Raw genomic sequence first — 20,826 nt, 5'->3', positions numbered from 1 at the left:
GGGTTCGAGCCGCCGCGACCGTGGTCCCAGCACCGACCGGCTGAGGAGGGGCGGAACCGGACTCGAACGGCCGGGAACAGGGCGACCAAGGCGACGGGTGGAACGACCGTGAGCGAATACTTCCAGGACTACGTCGCGGTGGCTGCATTCGCCGCATTCGGAGTCCTGCTGGTGGCCCTCACGCTGGGGATCACCTACCTGGTGCGGCCCTCCAACCCCACCCGGGAAAAGGTCGCCACCTACGAGTGCGGTGTCGACGCGGTCGGGGAGGGCTGGAACCAGACCTTCGTCCGCTACTACATCTTCGGCCTGCTGTTCGTGCTGTTCGACGTGGAGGCGGTGTTCATCTTCCCGTGGGCGGTGGTGTCCGAGGAACTCGGCATGCCGGGGGTTATAGCCATCACCGTCTTCATCCTGACGCTCCTCGAAGGGCTCCTGTACGCGGTGCGCAAAGGGGTGCTCCGGTGGGAGTAGTCGCTGATCGCTTCGGGGGCCTGAAACCGGTTTCGTGGTTGCTCAACTGGTCCCGCCGCTACTCGCTCTGGCTGTTCCAGTTCGGCCTGGCCTGCTGCGCCATCGAGATGATGGCCGCCTCCGGACCGCGCTACGACTTCATGCGCTTCGGGATCATCCCCTTGCCCGCCTCGCCGCGGCAGGCCGACCTGATGGTGGTGGCCGGAACCGTGACCGACAAGATGGCCCCGGCTATCAAGCGCCTCTACGAGCAGATGCCCGAGCCCAAGTACGTGATATCGATGGGCTCCTGCTCCAACTGCGGCGGCCCCTACTGGGACTCCTACTCGGTCACCAAGGGGGTGGATCAGATCATTCCGGTGGATGTCTATGTCCCCGGCTGCCCTCCCCGGCCGGAGGCCCTGATGGACGGGATCGTCCTGCTGCAGCAGAAGATCAAGGACGAGGACGTGCGCGACAAGTGGAAGCAGCGTGACCGCCAGCCCGTCTGAGAACGCCGTCTCCGAAGCAGCCGACGCGCTCGAGGAGTTCGCCGACCGGGTGGCCGCAGCGGTGGGCGGCCGGGCCGAGGTGGCCCACGGGACCGTCAAGGTGCGGGTGGCGCCCTCGGCCTGGAAGGAGGCCCTGACCGTTACCTCCGGTGACCTGGGTCTGGTGTTCCTGTCCTGGCTGTCCGCCACCGATTGGACGAACGAGGTGGCGGTGGGTGATGAGCCCGACGAACCGGTGGAGGAGCGCTACGAGCTGCTGTGCGCGGTCTCCGACCTGTCTGACGGCAACCTGGCCATAATCTCGACCGACCTCGACCACGACTTACCATCCATCGCGAGCGTGGCCGATGTCTATCCCGGCGCCAACTGGCACGAGCGGGAGGCCGCCGAGATGTTCGGCATCGATTTCGTGGGCCATCCGGATCTCACCAAGCTCTACCTGCCCGACTCCTTCGAGGGCTACCCACTCCGCAAGGACTTCCCGTTGCTGAGCAGGGAAGTGAAGCCCTGGCCCGGCAAGGTTGATGTCGAGGACATGCCCGAGGACGGCAGCCCGTCAACCGAGAACCCTGGGAACTAGTGGTCTACCTGCAAAACCTCCGCCGTGCTCTGCGTGCCAGCGACGCCCCTCGCTGCGTTCCGCCTCCTCAACGTACCGCTGCGGGTACGCCTTCGTCAGCGGGCCTTGCGAGGAACGCCGCTGGCGGCACATATCACGGCGCCATTTCACAGGCAGACCACTGATGCAAGGTACTTTCGCTCATCACCTGTCGGAGGCAGCCGTCTCGGTCGAGCTGGAGACGGAGGGCATGACCCTCAACATAGGTCCCCAGCATCCCTCCACGCACGGCGTGCTGCGTTTGGTGGCGACGGTCGACGGCGAGCGGGCCACCAACGTCCGCCCGGTCATCGGGTACATGCACAGGGGCTACGAGAAGCTGTCGGAGGTTCGCACCTACCCGCAGATCATCACCATCATCAACCGGATCGACTGGGTGTCGGGGTTCGCCAACGAGGTCCCGTTCGTGGTGGCGGCCGAGCGCCTGATGGGTGTCGAGGCCCCGCCCCGGGCGCAGTGGATCAGGCTGGTGCTGACCGAGATGGCGCGGATCTCCTCCCACCTGGTGTTCATGGCCTCCTACCCGCTGGAGCTGGGCGCCGCCACGCCGCTCTTCTTCGCCCTCCGGGAACGGGAGAGGGTGCTGGACCTGCTGGAGTCGGTCACCGGAGGCCGCTTCCACCCCAACTTCAACCGTCTCGGGGGGGTCAAGCCCGTCTACGCAGCCGGCCCGGTCACCAAGAAGGCCGGTATGGACATACCTTCCGGCTTCCTGGCCGAGACCAGGGATGCAATGACGAAGGTGCTCGCCACGTGCGACGAGATCGAGAACCTGGTGGCGGGCAACGAGGTGTTCCTGGCGCGCACCAAGGATGTCGGGGTCCTGCCGGTCGACATCGCGGCCTCCTACGGGGTCTCCGGACCCAACCTGCGAGCCTCGGGCGTCGGGTTCGACCTGAGAAAGGTGTCGGACTACCTGCCCTACGCCGACTTCGACTTCGATGTCCCGGTGGGTCGCAACGGTGACTGCTGGGACCGGTGGTGGGTGCGTCTCCAGGAGATCCGCCAATCGTGCCGCATCATCACCCAGGCCATCGACGGCCTGCCGTCGAGTCCGCTCCAGGCCAAGGTACCCCGGATCATCAAGGTCCCGGCCGGCGAGACCTACGTTCGGGCCGAGAACCCGAAGGGCGAGATGGGCTATCACCTGGTGTCCTTGGGTGGTCTCGGGCCGTACCGCCTCAAGATCCGGTCCGCCTCGTTCTCCAACCTCTCGATCCTGCCCTGGATCCTTGAGGAAGCCCTGGTCCCCGACTTCATCGCCATCATGGGGTCGCTCGACTTCGTGCTCGGAGACGTCGACCGATGAGCCTGGAGCTGACGTTCTGGTGGTTGCTGGCCATCAAGCTGGCGGTGGCGGCGGCGGTGGTCCCGGTGATCGGCATGGTGATCGGCTATGCCGAGATGAAGCTCTCCGCCCACATGCAGAGCCGGGTGGGCCCGTACTTCGCCGGCGGGCGGTTCGGGTGGGCCCAGCTGATCGCCGACGGGGTGAAGTTCATCCAGAAGGAGGACATCATCCCCGAGGAGGCGGACCGCCCCGTCTTCAAGTGGGCGCCCGCCCTGGTGATGCTGGGGACGATGGCGTTGCTGGTGATCGTGCCCATCCACCCTTCGCCCCGCTACGGGATCGTGCGCGACCTGGAGGTCGGGATCTTCTACGCCCTGGCCATCTCGTCGGTCAGCACCATCGGCGTGCTCATGGCCGGATGGTCGTCGGCCAACAAGTACTCGATGATCGGAGGGCTCCGGGCGGCCGGCCAGTTGATCGCCTACGAGCTGCCGCTGGTGCTCGCCACGGTCGGGGTGGTGATCCAGGCCGGAACGATGTCGATGCAGGGCATCGTGTCGGCGCAGGTGGCCCAGGGTTGGCCGTTCCTCCTGACCCAGTTCATCGGTTTCGCGATCTTCATGATCGCCACCCTGGCCGAGCTGACCCGTCTCCCCTTCGACATGCCGATCGCCGAATCCGAACTGGTGATGGGCTACGTAACCGAGTACTCGGGGTTCCGGTTCCTGTTCTTCTTCCTGGCCGAGTTCGCCAACATGTTCTCGATGTCGGTGATCGCCGCCACGCTGTTCCTGGGTGGCTACGGCTTGTGGGGCATCAATCCCGAGACCCTCTTCTCGCCGATCATCCTGTTCGCCAAGGTCGGTGTGCTGGTATTCCTGATGATCTGGTTGCGGTGGACCCTCCCCAGGCTGAGGGAGGACCAGTTCCAGACCCTGGCCTGGAAGTGGTTGATTCCGATAGCGATCGTGAACATCATCGTGACCGCGGTACTGAAGGTGGTGCTATAAATGAAACTCCCCCGGTTGCCCTCGCTCACCAAGGTGCCCAAGCTCGGCATGCTGGCCGGCCTGCGGGTCACCTTCACGACCATGCTCCGGACCTGGGCATTCAACCTGTCCGGCGGGCGAGTGGGCCTGCGGTCCACCGTCAACTACCCCAAGGTCAAGGAGACCCCCGTTCCCCGCGCACGGGGGGTCATCGCCCTGGAGCAGGAAGCCTGCACGGTGTGCATGCTGTGCGCCCGGTCCTGCCCCGACTGGTGTATCTACATCGAGGGCCACAAGGAGATCAAGCCACCGTCCCGTCCCGGCGGGAGGCCTAGAGCCCGGGCCACCCTGGACCGCTTCGACATCGACTACGCCCTCTGCATGTACTGCGGTATCTGCGTGGAGGTCTGCCCCTTCGACGCCCTGTTCTGGACTCCCGAGTACGAGTACTCGGAGTACGACATGGGGCCGATGATGCACGACATGGATCGCCTCCAGGACTGGATGGAGACGGTGCCCAAGGGCCTGGGGGCCCAGTCGTGACCGCGGCGCCGGCCCGTGACGGCCAAACGGCAGGACGGGTCGGATGACCTTTTCCGAGTGGATCGCCGAACCCGTCAACTGGGCCTTCCTGGCCATGGCGATCCCAATGGTGATAGCGGCGCTCCGGGTTGTGACCAGCCGGAACGTGGTCCACGCCGCCCTGTTCCTGGTCCTGGCCCTGGCCGCCTCGGCCGGGCTGTTCATCCTCCTGTCGGCCGAGTTCGTGGCCTGGGTGCTGGTCCTGGTCTACATCGGCGCGGTGGTGGTGCTCTTCCTGTTCGGCATCATGATCACCCGGGCTCCGATCGGGCGGGAGACCAACCTCAGCCACGACACCCGCTGGCCCGCTGCGGTCGCCGCGCTCGGGGTGTTCGCGGTGACCTTCTGGCTCATCAACGCGGTCGCCACTCAGATGGGCGGCTTCAGCGACCCGCTCCCCGCGGTGGGCCGGGCCACCGCCACCGGGATCCTGGGCGAGGGGTTCATCAACCGCTACCTGATCCCGTTCGAGGCGGTCGGCTTCGTCCTGCTGGCGGCCCTCATCGGCGGGATCACCCTTGCCCGCAAGGACCTCACCCCCGCCGAGGAGGAGGAGGGAGCCCGGGTATGACCCCGATCCGCCGGAGCCCGGCATGGTCCTGACCCAGTTCCTGGTCCTGGGGGCGCTCCTGTTCTCGATCGGGGTGTACGGCCTGCTGTCGCGCCGCAACGCCGTGACGGTCCTGCTGGCGGTCGAGCTCATGCTGGCTGCGGTGAACATCAACCTGATCGCGTTCGAGGCGTTCTGGAACACGGCCGCCGCCCACGGCCAGATCTTCGCCATCTTCGTCATCACCATCGCCGCCGCCGAGGTCGGGATCGGCCTGGCCATCATCCTCCTGGTGTTCCGTAACCGCGCCTCGGGCAACATCGACCAACTGGACCTGATGCGATGGTGAGCGCGGTGGCCTCGGCACCCCTGATCCTGGCCGCCGGGGACGGCGGAGCGGGCGACCTGTCGTCCGGCGGTTTCTTCGCCGAGACCGCCTGGATCATGCTGGTGCTGCCCTTCGCGGCCTTCCTGGCGATCATCCTGGTGGGCAAGCGCATGAAGGGACTCGGCGCCGAGCTGGCCATCGGCGCCATGGGGGTCAACCTCCTGTGGGCCAGCGTGCTGTTCGTCCAGAACATGACCGGAGGCATCTACCGCGAGGTGAACCTCACCATCGCGGAGATCGGCACCCTCGGGATCACCGATCGCAACCTGTCGTTCGAGCTGGGGTTCGTGGTGGACGGCCTGTCGATCATGATGTACTGGGTGGTGGCCTTCGTGGGCTTCCTGGTCTTCGTCTACGCACACGGCTACATGAAGGGCGACATCCGGGTGCCGTGGTTCTTCGCCTCCCTGTCGCTGTTCGCCGGCTCGATGCTGGTCCTGGTGGGAGCGCCCAACCTGATCCAGTTGATCATCGGCTGGGAGGGGGTCGGTCTGGCGAGCTACCTGCTGATCGGCCACTACTGGGAGGAGAAGGAGAACAGCGACGCGGCGGTGAAGGCCTTCCTGACCAACAAAGTGGCCGACGTGGGTCTGATCCTCGGGACGATCCTCCTGGTGCCGGCGCTGGGCACGTTCCGCTTCTCGGCGCTCAGCGCGGCGGCCGATGCCCACAGCGACCTGCTGGGAGGGGTAGCGGTGGCCGGCGCCCTGCTGCTCTTCTTCGGGGCGATGGGCAAGTCGGCCCAGTTTCCCCTGCATGTCTGGCTACCGGACGCCATGGCCGGCCCCACCCCCGTCTCGGCCCTGATGCATGCCGCCACCATGGTCACCGCCGGCATCTACCTGATGGCCCGGACCTTCCCTCTCTACCAGCAGATGGCGACCGAGGCCCGGCCCTGGATGGTGACCATCGCGGTGATCACCCTGTTCGTGCTCGGCTTCCTGGCCCTCGTGGCCGACGACCTGAAGCGGGTGCTGGCCTATTCCACCGTCTCCCAGCTGGGCTACATGATGGCGGCGGTGGCGGTCGGCGGGTACACGGCCGGCCTGTTCCACCTGTTCACCCACGCCTTCTTCAAGGCTTTGCTCTTCCTGGGTGCCGGTTCGGTGATCCACGCGGTCCACTCCAACAACATGAGCGACATGGGGGGATTGCGCAAGGAGATGCCGGTCACCTTCTGGACCTTCGTGGTGGGCTCGCTGTCGCTGGCCGGCGTGATACCGCTGGCCGGCTTCTGGTCCAAGGACGAGATCCTCGCCACGCTCGGCCACGAGGGGTACACCGCGTTCATGTGGGTGGCGATTCTGGGCGCGTTCGTGACCGCCTTCTACATGACCCGCACCGTCGCCCTGACCTTCTTCGGCACCTACAAGGGCCATGGCCATCCCCACGAGTCCCCCCCGGTCATGACCGCCCCGCTGGTGGCCCTGGCGGTTCCCAGCGTGATCGCCGGCCTGCTCAACATCCCCGGCGTGTCGTGGGGTCCGATCCGCAACTTCACGGACTGGGTGGGCGCCCGCATCGTCCCCATGGGGGACTACCACCCCAAGGCGATCGAGTGGGATCTGGCCGCCTACGGCCTGATCGCGGCGGTGGCGGGCATAGCCCTGGGCTGGAGGCTGTTCGCTCCGGACGCTGAGACCCAGCAGGCGCGGGACCGGCTCCGGATCCCGGTGCTGTACCCGCTCCTCCACAACAAGTACTACATCGACGACCTTTACATGAAAGGTGTGGTCAACCCGATCAAGGGTCCTCTGGCCCGGGCCGTCGACTGGGTGAACGGCTACGTCATCGACGCGGTCATCAACGGCGTCGGCGCGGTCACCGCCTGGCTGGGAGGGCTGGTTTACGGCCGCCTGGACCAGCAGGGCATCGACCTGTTGCTCAACGCCGCGGCGGGCGGGACGGGAGGTGTCGGCGGGAAGCTGCGGCTCCTCCAGAGCGGCAAGGTGCAGCAATACGCAGGAGCCTTCGTGGTGGGCGCCCTGCTGCTGGTAGTGGCCTTCGTGCTTGTCACCTAGGCGGTAAGGGAACTCGAGAGAAGACAGAGGAAGGACGAGCGACATGGACTGGTTCGAATCCGCGGGGCTCAGCCTCATCGTGTTCCTGCCCGCTGCGGGCGCGCTAGCCCTGTTCGCCGTGCCGAAGGCCCGGGAGGACGCCCAGAAGTGGTTGGCCCTCCTCACCACCGGACTGACCGCGGTGCTGGCCGTCGCGGTGGCCGCCAACTTCAACTACGGAGGGTCGGAGAAGTTCCAGTTCGAGGTCTCCCAGAGCTGGATCCCGGCCATAGGCGCCCGGTACCACATCGGGGTGGACGGCATCAGCCTGCCGCTCCTGGTCCTGTCGGCGGTGGTGACCGTGCTGGCTGTCATCTACTCGTGGGACCACTGGGACGAGCCCCGCAACGTCCGGGGCTTCCTCGCCCTGATACTGCTCCTGGCCACCGGCATGAACGGTACGTTCGTGGCGCTCGACCTGGTTCTCTTCTTCATCTTCTTCGAACTGGTCCTGCTGCCCATGTACTTCATGATCGGGATCTGGGGGGACAGCGCCAAGCGCCGCATCCCGGTGCTGGGCCGGACGGTGACGATGCGGCTCTACGCGGCCATCAAGTTCTTCATCTTCACCCTGTTCGGCTCGGCCTTCATGCTGCTCGGCTTCCTCGCCCTCTACTTCCGGTCCGGCGACTTCCTCGGGCACAACACGTTCGACATCCCGACCCTGATCGAGCTCGGATCGCGGAACGCCTTCGGGAGCGGCACGTTCGCCTTCCTGGTGTTCGGGGCGATGTTCCTGGGCTTCGCCGTGAAGGTGCCCATGTGGCCCTTCCACACCTGGCTCCCCGACGCCCACACGGCCGCGCCGACGGTCGGCTCGGTGCTCCTGGCGGCGATCCTGCTGAAGCTCGGTTCCTACGCCTTCCTCCGGATCAGCATCCCGATCCTCCCCGACATGGCGCGGGAGTGGGCGCCCTTCATCGGCCTGCTGGCGGTGATCGGCATCATCTACGGCTCCCTGGCCTGCCTGGCCCAGACCGACGTGAAGCGCCTGATCGCCTTCTCCTCGGTGGGGCACATGGGCTTCGTCATGCTGGGCATAGCCACCATGACCGATGTGGGCTTCAACGCCTCGCTGATCGGCATGGTCGCCCACGGCCTGATCACCGGCCTGCTCTTCTTCCTGGCCGGCTCGATGCATCACCGTTACCACACCCGCGAGATCGCCCGCCTGGGCGGCAACCAGAAGCTCATGCCCTGGATGGGCGGCATCTTCGCCTTCACCGCCATGGCCTCGCTGGGACTGCCCGGCCTGGCCGGGTTCTGGGGCGAGTTCATGTCGCTCCTGGGCGCCTACCGTCCCCTCGCCGGGCTCAGCCTGAGCCAGTTCCAGACCTACATGGTGATCGGCGCCATGGGAACCGTCCTCACCGCCGGGTACATGCTATGGATGCTCCAGCGGGTCAACCTGGGCGAGCCCAAGGCCGAGTGGTCCGACCACGAGTTCAACGATGTGGGGCCCACCGAGTGGTTGGCCTGGGCGCCGCTGATCGTGGCCATCGTCGCCATCGGCGTCTACCCGCGGATCGTTTTGGGGGCCACCACTGACGCCGTTGTCAACCTGGCCCGGACCGCTTTCGGGGGCTGATGGATGGACCTCGACTACCACGCGCTCGCGCCTGAGCTGGTCGTAGCCGCCACCATCCTGGTGGTGCTGGCGCTCGACGTGGCGCTGCCGCGTCCCCGCAAGTACTGGACCGCCTTCGCCGGGGTGCTGGGCCTGGCGCTGGCGGCGGTGCCGCTCCTGACGCTGGCCTTCGGTGACGGTCCCGAGACCAGGTCGATGTTGGGGGGGCTCTACGTGGTGGACGGGTTCGCCCTGGTCCTCAAGGCGGTGTTCATCGTGGGCGGCTACCTGGTGCTCTTGATGTCGGTGTCCTATATCGAGAGCGACCGCTACTACCAGGGCGAGTACTACCTGCTGATGCTCACCTCGATCCTGGGCTCGCTGGTGATGGCATCTTCAAGAGATCTGATCACCTTGTTCGTCGGTCTCGAGCTGGTCACCGGGCCCCTGTTCCTGCTGGCCGGATGGCGAAAGGGCGACGCCAAATCCAACGAGGCTTCACTGAAGTTCTTCATCCTCGGGGTGCTGTCCACCGCCATCCTGCTGTACGGCATGTCGTTCCTCTACGGACTGACCGGCTCGGTCACCTACGAGGGCATCCGGGAGGCCGGGGCCGACCTGTTAGACAGCGGGGCCTTCCGGCTGGCCGTGCTCTTCACCCTGGTGGGCTTCGGCTTCAAGGTGACGGCGGTGCCCTTCCATTTCTGGGCGCCGGACACCTACGAGGGCGCTCCCACGCCCGTTACGGCCTACCTGTCGGTGGGCTCGAAGGCGGCCGGCTTCGTCGGGCTGTTGCTGCTCTGCTACAAGGCGCTGCCGTCGGTGACCGAGATATGGGGCCCGGCCCTCTGGGTGCTGGCCGCGCTGTCGATGACGCTGGGCAACCTGACGGCGCTACGCCAGGACAACGTGGTGCGCATGCTGGCCTACTCGTCGATCGCCCAGGGGGGCTTCATCCTGGTGCCGTTCGCGGCCGCGGCCGTGAGCAACGATCCGGCGGTGATCCAGGAGGCGGCGTCGGCGACCATCGTCTACGTGATCATCTACGCATTCATGAACCTGGGGGCCTTCGGGGTGGTGATCGCGGGCGCCCGCCGCACCGGCAGCACCATGATCGACGACTGGGCCGGGATGTGGCGCTACGCCCCCCGCCTCGCCGTGCTGGGCGCCATGTTCTTCTTCTCCCTGGCCGGCATCCCGCCCCTGGCCGGCTGGTACGCCAAGTTCGCCATGTTCCTCGCCATCCTGCGCCCCGGCAATGCCTGGGCTACCACCCTGGCGGTGATCGCGGCGGTCAACGCGGTGATCGCCCTCGTCTACTACGCCCGGATCGGCAAGACCATGTGGATGGATCACGTACCCGAGGGGACCGACACAGCCACTCGCCCGCTGAGCGGCTCGCTGGCCCTGGCCCTGGGCATCTCGGCGATCTTCGTGGTGGTGGCCGGCATCCTCCCGTTCGAGTTCGCCGGAGTCTTCGCCGACCTGGCCAAGGTGGTAACCACCGGCATCTGATGTACGCGCTTCAACTCCTGCCACCGTCTCCAGTGATGGGCTGACATGACCGTCGAGGGCATCTTGGTGGTGGTCATTCTCGTCGGGATCGTGGCGCTGTTCATCTCCGAGAAGTACCCCCTGGACATCGTGGCCATGCTCGGGCTGGGAGTGCTGCTGGTCCTCGGTCTGGTGACGCTCCAGGAGGGATTCTCCGGCTTCAGCAACCCGGCGACCCTGACCGTGGCCTGCATGTTCGTCCTGGGCGCCGGGGTGCAGAAAACGGGCGCCACCGCAGCGGTGGGACGGCTCATGGTGCGGTTCAGCCGGAACCACTACACGGCTCTGGTGGTCATCATGGTGACGATCACCATCATGTCGGCCTTCGTGAACAACACGGCCGCGGTTGCCGTGTTCATACCCCTGGTGACCCTCCTCGCCAACCGCCGGCGGCTATCGGCCTCCAAGCTCCTGATACCCCTCTCCTACGCCTCCCAGTTCGGCGGGGTGTGCACTCTGATCGGCACCTCCACCAATCTCCTGGTCAGTTCGATCTCCGAGCAGGCCGGGTACGGGTCGTTCAGCATGTTCGAGTTCACCCGGATGGGGCTGATCCTCTTCGTGGCGGGAGTTGCCTTCTTCCTGCTCTTCGGACGGTGGTTGTTGCCCGACCGCCAGGTGAAGGAACTGGCGGACGCGTATCACCTGGGCGAGTACGTGACAGAGCTGAGGGTCCGACACAATTCCCCGCTGGTGGGCCGCTCGGTGCTTGACAGCAAGCTGGGCGAGGACCACGACATAACGGTCCTGCGGGTCCTTGATGCGGGCGAGGAAGGATGGGCTCCCCTCCGCCGAGTCATCCAGCCCGAGGACGTGCTGCTCGTGCATTGTTCCCTGCCGGACCTGATACGCCTCCGCGGCACGATGGGGCTGCGGATAGACGCTGACTTCACCTTGCGCGACGAGACCCTCCAGACCGAGGACCTGCGCCTCGTCCAAGTCCTGGTAGCACCTGATTCGGCACTGATAGGGCGCACGCTCAAGGACCTGGACTTCCGAAGCCGCTACCGGGCGCTGGTGCTGGCGATGCAGCGCAAGGGCGAGACCATCAACGACAAGCTCAGATCGATCAAACTCGACGTGGGTGACTCCTTGCTGGTACAGGCGCAGGAAACGGCGATACGGGAGATGCGCAACAGCAGCGACTTCATCGTCCTCAACGAAGTGCCCGGCTCGGTCCTGCGGCGCAAGGCCCCGCTGGCCATCGGGATACTCGTGGCGGTCGTAGGTCTGGCCGCCTTCGATGTCCTCCCGATCCTGGCCGCCGCCCTTCTCGGCTGTGTCGCCCTGGTGATGACCCGCATTCTCCGCCCGGAGGAGGTCTACCACGCCATCAACTGGCAGGTCATCTTCCTTCTGGCCGGAGTACTCCCTTTGGGCATCGCCATGAACACCAGCGGGGTGGCGGGCGTCATGGCCGAATTCGCAGTCGGGTTGGTGGGGGATCTGGGACCCGTGGCGGTCCTGGCGGCCATCTACCTGCTGGCCGCCCTCATGACCGAGACGATGAGCAACGCGGCCGCGGCGGTGCTACTGGCTCCGATCGCCATCTCCACCGCCGAGCAGATCGGAGTGGATCCCCGGCCGTTCCTCATGGCCATCACGTTTGCCGCCTCCACCGGGTTCTCCACGCCGGTCGGCTACCAGACCAACACCATGATCTACAACCCCGGGGGATATAAGTACACCGACTTCCTGCGCGCCGGGATGCCGCTCAACATCCTCTTCTGGATCCTGTCCTCTATCTTCATTCCCCGCCTCTGGGCGTTCTGACGAGTCCAGTACCGATCGGGCGGACATGCGATCCGACGACCTTGCCGGGAAAGGCACCTCGTCGATGCTTGAATAGGGCCGACGACGGAGGGGACCCATCACCACTCTTGATCTCTACAGGTTTGAAGACCCCCTGTACACCATCGCCGAGGCTGCGCGCATCATTGATGTGCCAGTCTCGACGCTGTCTACGTGGGCCCGAGGCTACGTAAGGAGGCCTCCAAAACGTCCGGTGGTTAGGGGAGAGCCCATCATTACGTACCTGGATGTTTATGGGCCGAGACGCCCTTCTATACCCTTTGTCGGCCTGACCGAGGCGACGGTTCTAGCCGCTATCCGCAAGAGCGGGGTTCCCATGCAACGTATCCGCCCCGCGCTCCGGGAGTTACAGAAGGGACTCGGTATCCACCACGCTCTCGCTTCCAGGAAGCTGTACACGGATGGAGCCGAACTGCTATACGACTACTCGGAGCGCCATCCCGACGCTGAGGCCGCTCAAGCCGCACGAGAACTGGTCGTCATACGAAGTGGCCAGTGCCTATTCGCGAAGGTGATTGAGGAGTACCTCCGCGGCTTCAGTTATGCGCCCGATGGCTACGTCGAACTCTTCCGAGTCCCCGTCTATCGGGAGGCCGAGGTCGTCGTTGACCCGATGCGTTCATCGGGTGCTCCCATCTTCGCGCGCGGGGGATGTCGGGTTGAGGATGTACTCCAGCGCTTCCAGGCCGGGGAATCCCTCAGCGAACTCACGGCCGAGTTCGGGGTGCCGACCTCTCACTTGGAGGATGCATTACGTGTCGCATCCAGACGGGCTGCCTAGGCTCTTTCTCGATCGTAGCCTGGGCTCGGTCAAGGTCCCCGGGATCCTCCGCGAGGCTGGTTTGTGCCTGATTACGTTGGTCGAACACTACGGCAGGCCGCGAGATGAGGAGGTAACCGATCCTGAGTGGCTAGAACTCGCTGGAGATAGCGGCTGGGTTGCATTGACCAAGGACAAGCGAATCCGGCTGGTCCGTGAGAACCGGCAAGCGCTGATAACCCACGGAGTTCGCTGCTTCTATATCGCCAACCAGAGCCTCACCGGTGAGGAGATGGCCGCAAGATACCTAAGGAACCTCCCACGAATCACTAAGGCCTGTGAGCGATCAGGACCGTTCATGTTCGCCGTCCACAAGGACCGGATCACTGAGATGCCGATTGCCGGCCCGTAGCGAAAGGCGGATCAGCGATCGCTGTCGCCAACGTCACAAGAGGAGAAAGGTAGCGCTTACCCCGGCGCTGGCAGCGACCTCCAATGAGCGTTGATCTCTTCCCCGTTTGCGATCCATGCGTCCATCTCGCGGGCGAGCATGATGGTCCGCCGCAACGTGTCGATCCGGTATGGACGGCCTGTGACCTGGGGGTGGTTGACGAGGGTGAACAGTCCACCCACCTCCCGGATCCCTTCGAGTTCGCACGACCACACGGACACGACGTGGTCATTGGTCGTGACCGGATTGACGTGCGGTGCGGGGTAGGCATTGGGTGAGACCATCGCGAATCCCCAGTCGTCGGCTGCCCAGTGCATCGGCAGTTCGAGAAGCGAGAGACCGTCGATGTCGTGGAAGTACGGAATGACCGAGTCCATGTAGTTCGACGTGTACTCGACGCCCCTCTCGGCGAGGATGCGGTTGGTTGCCGGGCTGATCTCGGCCACCGGCGCGCGGTGGCCGATGGGCGCTCGGCCCGACATCTCCGTGAGGATCCGGATGCTGAGTTCCACGACCTCGATCTCCTCCTCTTCGGACAGGAGGTCCGGACGCTCGTGCACGTGGCCGTGCAAGCCGAGTTCGTGTCCACCTGAGAGGATCGCTTCAACCGCAGCCGGATAACGCTCGGCCACCCACGTGGGTACGAAGAAGGTGGACGGGACCTCGAGTTCGGCCAGGACGTCGAGGATACGGTAGACGCCGACCTTGGGGCCGTACGCGGCCTGTGACATGGTGATCGGGAGGCCGGCATTGCGCCGGTCAACGGAGAGCAGCCACGACTCGCCGTCGAGGTCGAACGAGAAGAAGGCGGCCACAGCCTTGCCACCGGGCCATTTCGGGTCCATCCTCTCCTCCTTCACGTTTGCTGATTCACGGACGCTGACGGTCAGCAAAGCGACGCGGATCCCCTGCCGGCCATGTCGCGATTCTATGCCCGGGAGGCCTGGTCGCGCCTCGAAGTTCGTGAGGTGGCATGGCCAGGTGTTGCAATTCATAGCCACAGTGGCGCCTATCGTTTCGAGGACAGGGGCAGGTTCAAGACCTGCGTTTCAAGAGGTGCCAAGTGAGGGTCGTCGGAATCTACAACGCGGACGGCGGGCTGTCGGGTGAGCTGCGTTACGCCGTGGACAAGGTCCTGGGCCGGAGCGACTGCGGATTGTGCGAGCTGACCCACGGTTGGAACGCCTTCGGCAAGCGATCATGGCGCGAAGCCTGCCGGTCGAGCGCCGTGCCGATCGAGTTGATCCACCGGGACGTGGCGACCGAGTCACAGCTGGCTACGGCCGGGTCCCTACCGGCCGTGCTGGTGGGGGATGAGGGAACCTGGCGCGTGGCCGCGGACAGGAAGTTGATCGCCTCCCTGCGCAAGGATCCGGCCGGGTTCCTTGACCACCTCGAGCGAGAACTCTTCGGCGATACGGGTTAGGAGAGTCCCGATCCCGCCCTACACGAGGATGGTCACGGGTTGCCGGCCAGCACCTCGGCGTGGAGGAATGCCCAGAAGGCGTCCGGTCGGCCGGTCCAGCGCCGGAACGCGGCGGATATCTCGACCAGTTCGGCGCGCGTCGCCAACCCGTGTCTGGTTGCGTGCTCGGCGAAGTCGCTCTCGATGATTCGCACCTCCCACAGGCCGCCCCAGGCGATGCGTTCGTCAGGAGTGGCGTAGGTCGTGGTCCGCGTCGTGACGACCGGGTCGGCGAACCCCGCCCTCATGACCCAGGACAGCAGGAAGCGCCCGGCGTCGGCCTCGCCCCCGTTGGCCGAGGTCACCTGGTGATACAGATCGCGCCACCGGATGAGAACCGGATCCGTGGGGGAGTGGACCATCGTTCCGTAGTCGGCCTCGCGTACCGCCAGCAGGCCTCCGGGCTTGAGGACCCGCCGGGCCTCTCGCAAGGCCCGCACGGGTTCGGCCAGATGCTGGAGCAACTGGTGGGCGTAGACCACGTCGAAGTAGCCGTTCCTCCAGGGAAGGTCATAGGCCGAACCGAGCCGGAAGGTGGCGTTGTCGATCCCTCGGTCCTCCACCAGGCTCCGGCCCGCCTCCACCATCTCCTCGGAGGCGTCCAAGCCGATCACGCGCCCCACCCGTCGGGCCAGCCCGGCGGTTATGGTCCCCGGCCCCGAACCCATGTCGAGCACCACTGCGCCCGCACGCAGGTGCGGTAGCAGGAAAGCGGCGCACTCCTCGGCCGTGCGGCGCGCAAAGGTGCTGACAATGGCCTCGTGGTACCCGTGGGTATAGAGCTCGTTCTCGGGCTGCTCGATCGTTATCTCCCTGGCAAGCGCTCGGCCAGAGGCTACTTCTCGCCGCTAGGACTGCGACCAGGGCGTTTCAGAGCATCCTGGTACGAGTCCGATACCGAATGAAGAGCGGTCAGAAGCCGATTCGACTACCGATACGAACCAGCAAGCTGCTCGCTGTTGCGCCGCCCCCAAGCGGCTATCGGAGAGGTACTTCCCGATGACCCCACACAAGCGCGAGTATTACGAACTTGTGGCTGAGGCTGCCTTGCTGTCAAGGAAGTCCACAACCTCTCTCAGCGTCCTGAGCGAGACGCACTCCTCAACGGTGAACTCAACGTTGAACTCCAGGGAGACAAGCTTGGCCAGAGCGATGATATCCATCGACGATACGCCGGCGTTCACAAGGCTGACTTTCAGGTCACTTGGAATGTCAAGGGCTTGGCCATCCACCTCTATGTTTCTGTTTACGAGGCTTATAAGTCGTGTTTCGGTATCACCCATTGATAATGACCTTCCAGGCGGGTTTGCCATCGGATGGGATGACCGTAGCCGTGTGGCATATCTGTGTCAACGAGCAGGGAGGTTCTGTCCGATCTGCGGCGAGATCGGGCGGCGTCTCCGTGTTTCCGGTGTCCACGGCGCGACGTACCGACCTGATCGGGCTGCCTGGGGGGAGCCGGCCAGGACGACGTGCGTTGGCCACGCCGCGGGGCGGGCCTTCGGGGCTTTCGGGGTGGTTTACCGGGGTCCGGTCCCTGGGACGGGGACCGGGATTACGGAGGGGCTCGGTTGGTGGCGGCGTGGAGGGCTCGCAGTATCGCCAACGTATAGGGGTCGGGTTCGGGTGGTTGGTGGCCGCAGCTGGTGGGGGTGGGTAGGAGCCGTCGGCGTCGGGGTGGGGATTGGGGGTCGATCTGCATGCCTTGGCGGTGGATGGCTACGTGGTGGTGCCACCAGCAGAGGGTGGTGAGGTTCTCGGGGGTGTTATCGCCGCCCTTGGACTTCGGGACGATGTGATGAACCTCCAGCCGGTAGACCGAGTTGCAGGCGTCGATGGTGCATCCGTTGTCGCGGGCCAATACAGCCCGGCGCAGCGCCGGTGGGGTACCGGATCTCGACCCGTGCCGGACGATGTCTTGTCCGTCTACGGTGATGGCCTCGATGCGGCCGACGCATCCGACGAGGTCGACGGTGCTCGGTCCGACCCTTCCACCGGCCAGCATCGCTGTGCCCTGCTCGAAGCCAGACATCTCCGCGAGGGAGTTGTTGGCGACGACCATTAGGACGGGTTCGCGCCGGTTGCGGGCCGCTCGGACCTTCTCGGCGGTGGTCCCGGTGCTGGTGGGCTCCCGGTCGAGTTCGTCCTGGCAGAGGGTGGTTAGGGCCAGCGCCCGCCGCTGTCCTGTGTCAGGACGCTCCGCCCCGGCAGGTATGACTCGTTCGCCGCGGCGGTCGAGACCCTGGCGGCAGATCTCCGCCTCCATCGGGCCCAGCCGTCCGTTCATTCTCACATGAGTTCCGTCGAGCGAAGGTTGGAACGCCACGTATTGGCTGTCGAATACTCGCTTCTCGTCTGCGCTCGTCGTGCGCTGATACTGCTGGAGGATGCGCCTGACCTCGTCGAGTCCCAAGTCCCGGGTCCGGGCGATCTCCTCCACAGACGCTCCCGCATCCTGGAGCCGGGTCTCTTCGAGCACCCGCACAAAGGAGACCGCACCCTGGCGCATCCGCTCAATGCGCTCATCGTCCAACCGCTGCGCCAGATAGACCAGTTCGCGGGCGAGGTCACGGTGCACATCCAGGCGGGAAACCACCATATCGACCGGGTTCCGGTACCCGTAACGGGCCGGGCCGTGGCGCCACAACATGGCCTTGAGCCACCGCAGCTGGTCCCCCCGGGCCCGGCTAATCTGGGCCTCGCCGCGGACAAGTGCGGCCTCGGCCTTGGCACACTCGACTTCCGCATGCGCGTAGCGCGAGCTCGAGAGCATGTGGTCGGCGCGGTCGTAGACGCGTTGCCGCTCCCTCTGGTAACGCGACATCAACTCACTGACATGCGACCTGCCTGGCGAGGCGATGTGCGCCCCGGCGGGTTGGGCTGTGTCGTCGTCCGCGAAGTCGAGTAGGTATCCGTATATTTGTTCGTATACTATAGCATGAGTGTGACATAAAACAGACTGATACAGATTTTACAGATATAATTTGCTGACAACCGCGTGGCGGACGATGGTTCTCCGTTAGAGAGACGCCCTCAGCGGGCGGGCGGTGCGTAGATCAGGCCGCCCTCGGTCCACCGGGCATTGATCGAACCGGCTCGGGTGATGCCCAGAGGCCCCAGGTTCCGCACATGGATCTCGTCGTAGTTGCCGACCGCGCGAATGGCCTGTGCGAAGGCATCGGCCGGAAGCCCCATCTTTGTCTGCAGCTCGTCCTCGCCCACGCCGAGTAGCCGGCCCGCCTCCGGATCGGGCGGATTCGCCACCATCTCTTCGACGTTGGCCGAGGTGATGCCCTTCTCGTCGGCGATCACCAGCGCGTACACCGTCCAGTTGATGATGTCCGCCCACTGGCTGTCGTTCTGGCGGTACATGGGACCGAGGGGTTCCTTCGAGATCGGGGATTTCGGGAAGATGATCCATTCGCCCTCGCTGATCTCCCCGTTCGCTACGGCCGAGAAGCGCTCACCGAACAGCCGTGACCCGTCCGAGGTGATGAGGTCGCACGAACCTCCGCGGAACAGTTCCATCGCCTCGGGAGTTCCTTCGGTGGTCACCAGCTCGATCTCGGCGCCGGCAACCCGGGCGCCTTCGGTGATGTTCTTCTCGGTTGTCGTACCGGCGTTGGCGCAGACCCGGGCGCCGTCCACGTCAGCCACCGTCGATGCGTCGGTGAACCCGAGTTCGGCCTTGCCCATGATCCGCTGGCCGTCGTAGAAGGTGGTGGGGCCGAAGTCGCCGCCCAGCTCCGTGTCCCTGCTCTGGGTCCAGGTGGTGGTACGGAACAGCACGTCGACCCCGCCGGCGGCCAGCACGGTGAACCGCTCGGCGGAGGTGGTGCCGACGAACTCCACGGCGTCGGCGTCGCCGAATATCGCGGCGGCTACCGTACGGCAGAAGTCGGCGTCAAAGCCGTTGTACGAGCCGTCCTCCTGGGGCTCCGCGAAACCGATCGCGCTGTCGCCAACCCCGCAACGCAAGGCGCCGCGGTTCTGAACCCGGGCCAGGGTGCCTCCGGTGGGCGGTGTTGCCACGGTCACCTCCGCGACCGTTGTCGCCACCTCTCCCGCGGACGTGGCTGTGGTCTCGGCCGGCGTCGTGGTGGCTTCCCCGTCGCCTGAGCAAGCAAGGACCGCCAGTACCAGCACGCTGAGGAGTGGGATAGCTCGCTTCATCATGGTGGTGACTCTTCCTCTCCACGAGGTCGATCTCGAAACCTGAGCCGTAGGCCATTCTAAGGACGGGACGCTCGGCCTCAGACCCCGGCAAGGTATCCGCTGCCGGGAGCGCGGGTACGCTGGGCTGATCGCAACCCACGGGATAATCTATGAGCCTGCCTATCGCTGACGGATTGCTGGTGGTGGTCAAGGATGACTGCGAGACCTGCCATCTGGTGGTGCCCGTGCTGGCTGAAATCGCCGGGCGGGAGGACGGCGTGGTGATCGTCTCCCAGGATCAAGCCGGCTTTCCCGAGGGTTTCGAGGTGGTCCACGACGGGGAGTTGGACATCTCGTGGCGTCTCGATACCGAGACGACCCCCACCGTGTACCGGATCGAGGACGGTGAGGTGGCCGACGAGCAGGCCGGGTGGTACCGCTCCGGATGGGAACGCGTAACCGGAGCGATCGGCCTGGGGGCCGGACTTCCGGAACAGCGGCCTGGATGCGGCTCGGACACGATGCTGCCCGACAACTACCAGAGGCTTCTCCGGCGCCATTCGCCCCATGCCATGTTGTCGCAGCGCATCGAACTCGGGACTGCCGAGGATCCCGTGGAGGCCGCCTTCGCCCGGGGATGGACGGACGGCCTTCCTGTCGTTCCTCCGACCGAGGAGCGGGTGGCGCGGATGCTGGAGGGCACCGATCTTCCTCCCGACCAGGTGCTATGCACCCTCCCACCCGATCTGGCCGAATGCACGGTGGAGAAGGTGGCTATCAACGCGGTGATGGCCGGCTGCCGGCCCGAATACCTGCCGGTGGTGCTGGCCGCGGTGGAGGCGGCGGCCGGGCGCGGTTTCAACATCCACGGGGTGTCGGCCACCACCTATTTCTCAGGGCCGGTGCTGATCGTCAACGGGCCGGTGCGGAGGCAGATCGGGATGAACTCGGGAGTCAACGTGCTCGGCCAGGGCAACCGGGCCAACCTCACCATCGGGCGGGCTCTCAACCTGGTGGTCCGCAACGTCGGCGGCGCCCGTCCCGGTGGAGTCGATCAGGCGACCTTCGGCAGCCCGAGCAAGCTCGCGTTCTGTTTCCCGGAGGACGAGGAAGGCTCTCCCTGGGAGTCTCTGGCCGTCCAGCGGGGCTTCGCGCCCGAGGAGTCCACGGTTACGCTCTTCGCCGCCCACGGACCGATCGAGGTGGTCGACCAGAAGTCCCGCACTCCCGAGTCGCTCGCCAGGACCCTGGCGCTGCAGCTGCGGATGGTCGCGCACCCGAAGCTGGCGGGAATGTCCGAAGCGATCGTCGTAGTCTCCCCCGAACATGCCCGGCTCTTTCGGCGGGCGGGTTGGACGAAGGCCCGTCTGGGCGAGGAGATCCACTCGCTGCTCACGCTGCCGACCTCGGAGATGGTGGCCGGGGCGGGCGGGGCAGCCGAGGGCATGCCGCCCTGGCTGGCGGACCGGCGGGAGGAGATTCCGAAGTTCGGCCCCGAAGGTCTGTGGTTCGTCCATGCGGGCGGGGACGCGGGAGGATTCTCGGCGATAATCTCGGGCTGGGTCGGTGGCAGGGCCGGCTCGGAGATAACCACCGTGGCGATCGACCATTAGGGGTG

At 65.6% G+C, this 20,826-nt stretch carries 21 protein-coding genes; 16 read left to right on the top strand and 5 right to left on the bottom strand.

Translation table 11 applies throughout. The features are described from left to right. Positions 1 to 108 precede the first annotated feature (108 nt). From OXM57_12965 to OXM57_12900, 14 genes are all read left to right on the top strand, one after another. Positions 109 to 474, top strand: a complete 366-nt coding sequence (locus OXM57_12965) for an NADH-quinone oxidoreductase subunit A (protein ID MDE0353587.1) — start codon at positions 109 to 111, stop codon at positions 472 to 474. Further along, positions 465 to 965, top strand: coding sequence for an NADH-quinone oxidoreductase subunit B (locus OXM57_12960; protein MDE0353586.1), 501 nt, complete (start codon positions 465 to 467; stop codon positions 963 to 965). Before OXM57_12965 ends, OXM57_12960 begins: the two co-directional genes overlap by 10 nt. Next, positions 946 to 1,545: an NADH-quinone oxidoreductase subunit C gene (locus OXM57_12955; GenBank protein MDE0353585.1), complete on the top strand. Its 600-nt coding sequence runs from the start codon at positions 946 to 948 to the stop codon at positions 1,543 to 1,545. Before OXM57_12960 ends, OXM57_12955 begins: the two co-directional genes overlap by 20 nt. 163 nt (positions 1,546 to 1,708) lie before the next feature. Then, positions 1,709 to 2,893 carry an NADH-quinone oxidoreductase subunit D 1 gene (locus OXM57_12950; GenBank protein MDE0353584.1) on the top strand — a complete coding sequence of 395 codons (1,185 nt, stop codon included), beginning with the start codon at positions 1,709 to 1,711 and terminating at the stop codon, positions 2,891 to 2,893. Further along, entirely contained in the window at positions 2,890 to 3,885 is a 996-nt protein-coding gene (nuoH, locus tag OXM57_12945) for an NADH-quinone oxidoreductase subunit NuoH (protein MDE0353583.1), read from the top strand. The genes OXM57_12950 and nuoH overlap by 4 nt, the downstream gene beginning before the upstream one ends. Further along, complete coding sequence (locus tag OXM57_12940; GenBank protein ID MDE0353582.1) at positions 3,886 to 4,407, top strand: 4Fe-4S binding protein; 522 nt, start codon at positions 3,886 to 3,888, stop codon at positions 4,405 to 4,407. Positions 4,408 to 4,450: 43 nt separating this feature from the next. Continuing rightward, complete coding sequence (locus OXM57_12935; GenBank protein ID MDE0353581.1) at positions 4,451 to 5,017, top strand: NADH-quinone oxidoreductase subunit J; 567 nt, start codon at positions 4,451 to 4,453, stop codon at positions 5,015 to 5,017. A gap of 22 nt (positions 5,018 to 5,039) precedes the next feature. Next, positions 5,040 to 5,345: an NADH-quinone oxidoreductase subunit NuoK gene (gene nuoK, locus OXM57_12930; protein MDE0353580.1), complete on the top strand. Its 306-nt coding sequence runs from the start codon at positions 5,040 to 5,042 to the stop codon at positions 5,343 to 5,345. A gap of 5 nt (positions 5,346 to 5,350) precedes the next feature. Beyond that, entirely contained in the window at positions 5,351 to 7,405 is a 2,055-nt protein-coding gene (nuoL, locus tag OXM57_12925; protein ID MDE0353579.1) for an NADH-quinone oxidoreductase subunit L, read from the top strand. Between the two features lie 43 nt (positions 7,406 to 7,448). After that, on the top strand, positions 7,449 to 9,032 hold the full coding sequence (locus tag OXM57_12920) for an NADH-quinone oxidoreductase subunit M (GenBank protein ID MDE0353578.1): 1,584 nt from the start codon (positions 7,449 to 7,451) through the stop codon (positions 9,030 to 9,032). 3 nt (positions 9,033 to 9,035) lie between these two features. Beyond that, positions 9,036 to 10,526: an NADH-quinone oxidoreductase subunit N gene (locus OXM57_12915; protein ID MDE0353577.1), complete on the top strand. Its 1,491-nt coding sequence runs from the start codon at positions 9,036 to 9,038 to the stop codon at positions 10,524 to 10,526. A gap of 45 nt (positions 10,527 to 10,571) precedes the next feature. Next, the gene (locus OXM57_12910; GenBank protein ID MDE0353576.1) at positions 10,572 to 12,338 is read left to right on the top strand and encodes an SLC13 family permease; all 1,767 of its coding nucleotides are present in this window, start codon (positions 10,572 to 10,574) and stop codon (positions 12,336 to 12,338) included. A 355-nt stretch (positions 12,339 to 12,693) separates the two neighbouring features. Next, positions 12,694 to 13,158, top strand: a complete 465-nt coding sequence (locus OXM57_12905; protein MDE0353575.1) for a DUF433 domain-containing protein — start codon at positions 12,694 to 12,696, stop codon at positions 13,156 to 13,158. Then, entirely contained in the window at positions 13,133 to 13,549 is a 417-nt protein-coding gene (locus tag OXM57_12900) for a hypothetical protein (GenBank protein MDE0353574.1), read from the top strand. The genes OXM57_12905 and OXM57_12900 overlap by 26 nt, the downstream gene beginning before the upstream one ends. Before the next feature lie 56 nt (positions 13,550 to 13,605). Here OXM57_12900 and OXM57_12895 read toward each other — a convergent pair whose 3' ends face one another. Then, positions 13,606 to 14,433 carry a polysaccharide deacetylase family protein gene (locus tag OXM57_12895; protein MDE0353573.1) on the bottom strand — a complete coding sequence of 276 codons (828 nt, stop codon included), beginning with the start codon at positions 14,431 to 14,433 and terminating at the stop codon, positions 13,606 to 13,608. A gap of 218 nt (positions 14,434 to 14,651) precedes the next feature. Here OXM57_12895 and OXM57_12890 point away from each other — a divergent pair, with 218 nt between their 5' ends. Then, complete coding sequence (locus OXM57_12890) at positions 14,652 to 15,014, top strand: hypothetical protein (protein MDE0353572.1); 363 nt, start codon at positions 14,652 to 14,654, stop codon at positions 15,012 to 15,014. Between the two features lie 32 nt (positions 15,015 to 15,046). Here the strand turns inward: OXM57_12890 and OXM57_12885 are convergent, their stop codons facing one another. The 4 genes from OXM57_12885 to OXM57_12870 all read right to left on the bottom strand — a co-directional run bounded on the left by OXM57_12885 (position 15,047) and on the right by OXM57_12870 (position 19,229). Then, complete coding sequence (locus OXM57_12885; protein MDE0353571.1) at positions 15,047 to 15,808, bottom strand: methyltransferase domain-containing protein; 762 nt, start codon at positions 15,806 to 15,808, stop codon at positions 15,047 to 15,049. A gap of 267 nt (positions 15,809 to 16,075) precedes the next feature. Then, positions 16,076 to 16,336, bottom strand: coding sequence for a phosphopantetheine-binding protein (locus OXM57_12880; GenBank protein MDE0353570.1), 261 nt, complete (start codon positions 16,334 to 16,336; stop codon positions 16,076 to 16,078). 272 nt (positions 16,337 to 16,608) lie between these two features. After that, positions 16,609 to 17,877, bottom strand: coding sequence for an HNH endonuclease signature motif containing protein (locus OXM57_12875; GenBank protein MDE0353569.1), 1,269 nt, complete (start codon positions 17,875 to 17,877; stop codon positions 16,609 to 16,611). Between the two features lie 209 nt (positions 17,878 to 18,086). Next, positions 18,087 to 19,229 carry an amino acid ABC transporter substrate-binding protein gene (locus OXM57_12870; protein ID MDE0353568.1) on the bottom strand — a complete coding sequence of 381 codons (1,143 nt, stop codon included), beginning with the start codon at positions 19,227 to 19,229 and terminating at the stop codon, positions 18,087 to 18,089. Between the two features lie 149 nt (positions 19,230 to 19,378). Between OXM57_12870 and OXM57_12865 the strand changes: the two genes are divergently transcribed. After that, entirely contained in the window at positions 19,379 to 20,821 is a 1,443-nt protein-coding gene (locus tag OXM57_12865) for a thioredoxin family protein (protein MDE0353567.1), read from the top strand. The last annotated feature ends 5 nt before the right edge of the window (positions 20,822 to 20,826 follow it).

Source organism: bacterium (assembly GCA_028820935.1).
Classification (GTDB): domain Bacteria; phylum Actinomycetota; class Acidimicrobiia; order Spongiisociales; family Spongiisociaceae; genus Spongiisocius.
This window is presented reverse-complemented; position numbering and strand designations above follow the sequence as displayed.

Excerpts from the sequence above, each read along its gene's own strand:
- OXM57_12875 (MDE0353569.1), bottom strand. The coding sequence starts at position 17,877 with ATGTCGCGTTACCAGAGGGAGCGGCAACGCGTCTACGACCGCGCCGAC.
- OXM57_12920 (MDE0353578.1), top strand. The coding sequence starts at position 7,449 with ATGGACTGGTTCGAATCCGCGGGGCTCAGCCTCATCGTGTTCCTGCCC.
- OXM57_12865 (MDE0353567.1), top strand. The coding sequence starts at position 19,379 with ATGAGCCTGCCTATCGCTGACGGATTGCTGGTGGTGGTCAAGGATGAC.
- nuoH (MDE0353583.1), top strand. The coding sequence starts at position 2,890 with ATGAGCCTGGAGCTGACGTTCTGGTGGTTGCTGGCCATCAAGCTGGCG.
- OXM57_12950 (MDE0353584.1), top strand. The coding sequence starts at position 1,709 with ATGCAAGGTACTTTCGCTCATCACCTGTCGGAGGCAGCCGTCTCGGTC.
- OXM57_12880 (MDE0353570.1), bottom strand. The coding sequence starts at position 16,336 with ATGGGTGATACCGAAACACGACTTATAAGCCTCGTAAACAGAAACATA.
- OXM57_12870 (MDE0353568.1), bottom strand. The coding sequence starts at position 19,229 with ATGATGAAGCGAGCTATCCCACTCCTCAGCGTGCTGGTACTGGCGGTC.
- OXM57_12910 (MDE0353576.1), top strand. The coding sequence starts at position 10,572 with ATGACCGTCGAGGGCATCTTGGTGGTGGTCATTCTCGTCGGGATCGTG.
- nuoK (MDE0353580.1), top strand. The coding sequence starts at position 5,040 with ATGGTCCTGACCCAGTTCCTGGTCCTGGGGGCGCTCCTGTTCTCGATC.
- OXM57_12915 (MDE0353577.1), top strand. The coding sequence starts at position 9,036 with ATGGACCTCGACTACCACGCGCTCGCGCCTGAGCTGGTCGTAGCCGCC.
- OXM57_12895 (MDE0353573.1), bottom strand. The coding sequence starts at position 14,433 with ATGGACCCGAAATGGCCCGGTGGCAAGGCTGTGGCCGCCTTCTTCTCG.
- OXM57_12905 (MDE0353575.1), top strand. The coding sequence starts at position 12,694 with ATGCAACGTATCCGCCCCGCGCTCCGGGAGTTACAGAAGGGACTCGGT.
- OXM57_12935 (MDE0353581.1), top strand. The coding sequence starts at position 4,451 with ATGACCTTTTCCGAGTGGATCGCCGAACCCGTCAACTGGGCCTTCCTG.
- OXM57_12940 (MDE0353582.1), top strand. The coding sequence starts at position 3,886 with ATGAAACTCCCCCGGTTGCCCTCGCTCACCAAGGTGCCCAAGCTCGGC.